The 2674-nt window shown below is 75.4% G+C and carries 2 protein-coding genes and 1 pseudogene; 1 reads left to right on the top strand and 2 read right to left on the bottom strand.

What is annotated here, in order from left to right:
• Nucleotides 1-633, bottom strand: a pseudogene (locus tag SJ20_RS03185) (3-oxoacyl-ACP reductase); the annotation flags it as partial.
• A gap of 32 nt (nucleotides 634-665) precedes the next feature.
• Nucleotides 666-2009, bottom strand: coding sequence for an acetyl-CoA C-acetyltransferase (locus SJ20_RS03190; RefSeq protein ID WP_044658924.1), 1344 nt, complete (start codon nucleotides 2007-2009; stop codon nucleotides 666-668).
• 127 nt (nucleotides 2010-2136) lie between these two features.
• Here SJ20_RS03190 and SJ20_RS03195 point away from each other — a divergent pair.
• A partial coding sequence (locus tag SJ20_RS03195; RefSeq protein WP_044658925.1) for a TetR/AcrR family transcriptional regulator occupies nucleotides 2137-2674 on the top strand: 538 nt, incomplete at its 3' end.

Below are 2674 nucleotides of genomic sequence, written 5' to 3' on the forward strand. Positions count from 1 at the left end.
CGAACAGGAGACCTTGCCGGCCAGCGGGCGCGCCGCGTCGGCGGGGACAGCGCCGTCGGCGGTGGCGACGGGCACGAACTGGCCGGAGACGTACGCCGCGCGGCCGGAGAGCAGGAACGCCAGCGCGCCGGCCGCACCGGGGGCGGTGAGCGGAACGCCCTCGCCCAGGACCAGGCCGTTGGCCGTGCCGCCGCGGCGCATCTCGTGCGCGATGGAGCGGGTCAGGCCCGTCACGCCCTGGCGGGCGGCGCGCAGGGTCGGGTCCGTGGCGGACTCGGGGTCCTCGAACACCGTCACCACGCGCGAGGAGGAGCCCAGCGAGCGCAGCGCGCCGCCGATCTCCAGCGCCACCGCGCCGAGGTCCGCGGGCGTGGCGACCCCGTCGAAGCACGCGACGATCGCCGCGTGGCGGGCGCCCTCCCGGGGGGCGTCGGCAACCTCGAGGCCCCACGAGGCCAAGAGGGTGCGGGCGTCCGCGGCTGCGGGGGTCGCGCCCAGGACGAGCACGGAGCCGGGCAGCACGGGGTCGCCGGGGGTGTGCCGGCGCAGCTCGACGGGCTGAGGCAGGCCCAGGGCGCCGGTGAGGCGGCGGCCCAGGGGCGAGGCGACGAAGGTGCCGTAACGGTCGGTCATGGTCGGTCCTCTCGGATCGGGTCGGTCGGGGCTCAGCGGCCGCGCAGCAGGGCGACGATGCCCTGGCCGCCGGCGGCACAGACGGAGATGAGGCCGAGAGAGCCCTCCCCCTTCTCATGCAGCATCTTGGCCAGCAGGGCGACGATGCGGCCGCCGGTCGCGGCGAAGGGGTGACCGGCCGCCAACGAGGAGCCGTGCACGTTGAGCCGGGCGCGGTCCACCGAGCCCAGCGCACCCGGCAGCCCGAGGCGCTCGCGGCAGTACTCCTCGTCCTCCCAGGCGGCGAGCGTGGACAGGACGGTGCCGGCGAACGCCTCGTGGATCTCCACGAAGTCGAGGTCGTCGAGGGTGAGCCCGTGCCGGGCCAGCAGGCGCGGGACGGCGTAGGCGGGGGCCATGAGCAGGCCCTCGTGCCCGTCGACGAAGTCCACGGCGGCGTTCTCCATGTCCACGAACTCGGCGAGCACGGGAAGCCCGCGCTCGGCGGCCCACTCCTCGGAGGAGAGCAGCACCGCGGAGGCGCCGTCGGTGAGCGGGGTGGAGTTGGCCGCCGTCATGGTCGCCTCGTCCCCCAGCTGGCGACCGAACGCGGGCTTCAGGCCGGCCAGCTTCTCCGGCGTGGAGTCGGGGCGGAGGTTGTTGTCGCGGGCCAGGCCGTGGAACGGGGTCACCAGATCGTCCATGTACCCGGCGGCGTACGCGGCGCCGAGGTTCCGGTGGGAGGCCGCGGCGAGCTCGTCCTGGGCCTGACGGGTGATGCCCCACTTGTGGGTGGTCAGGGCCTGGTGCTCGCCCATGGACATGCCGGTGCGCGGCTCGCCCGCGCCGGCCGGCTCGGGCACGAGCTGCCCGGGGCGCAGCTGGGCGAGGGCGCGCAGGCGGTCCTTCGTGGTCTTGGCGGTGTTGAGCTGCAGCAGCACGCGGCGCGCACCGTCGGAGAGCGAGACGGGGGCGTCCGAGATCGAGTCCACGCCGCCGCCGATGGCGGAGTCGAGCTGGCCGAGCCGGATCTTGTTGGCCAGGGTGCCCAGGGCCTCCATGCCGGTGGCGCAGGCCACCTGGACGTCGGCGGCCGGGGTCGCGGCGGAGAGCGCGGAGCCCAGGACGGCCTCGCGGGTGAGGTTGAAGTTGCGCGGGTGCTTGAGGACGGCGCCGGCGGTGACCTGACCGAGGCGCTCGCCCTGGAGCCCGAACCGCGCGATGAGGCCGTCGAGCGTGGCCGTGAGCATCTCCTGGTTCCCGACCTCGGCGTAGGCGGTGTTGGCACGGGCGAACGGGATGCGGTTGCCGCCCAGGATGACGGCGGGGCGCAGCGCTCCGCCGGCGACGGCGGGGCGGGAGGCGGTCTCGGACGCGGGGGTCTCGTGGTGGGTCATGACGGTCCTCTCGACGGCGGGCCCACCGCCGACGCGGCGGGGGCGTTGTCACCCCGGACGATACGGACGATACGGACGTCGGCGGGGTGGGTGACTGTGATCCACGGTACCTGATACGCTCGGTTTCGTGAATCCCGTCACGTCCACCGCCCGGGACGGTCGCAGCGTCCGCTGGGACCGGCACCGCGCCGAGCGCCGTCTGGAACTGGTCCGGGCCGCCCGGTCGGCCGTGCACGCCCTGGGCGCACACGCCTCGATGGAGGAGATCGCGTCCCACGCGGGCACCTCCAAGACCGTCTACTACCGCTATTTCGGCGACCGCGAGGGCCTGCGCCTGGCGGTGTCCGAGCGGGTCACCGCACACATGGAGCGCCGCCTGCTCGAGGTCGCGGACGAACCGGTCTCCGAACCCGAGGCGCTGCGTCGCATGGTCGAGGTGTATCTCACGGTCGCGGCGACGTCGCCCGAGGTGTACGCGTTCGCCGTCGCCCCGTCCCCCGCCGCGGCCGAGGCCCCTGTGCTGGGCCCGTTCCTCGAGCGCGTCTACGCCATGCTCGAGTCGGGCCTGGCGCGCGGGATGGCCGCGCGGGGCCACGCCCCGGCGCCGGCGGACCCGCTCGCCCTGTGGCCGCGCGCCGCCGTCGGCCTCGTCCGGGCCGCCGCCG

It is taken from the genome of Micrococcus sp. MS-ASIII-49 (assembly GCF_000946635.1).
Lineage (GTDB): Bacteria > Actinomycetota > Actinomycetes > Actinomycetales > Micrococcaceae > Micrococcus > Micrococcus luteus.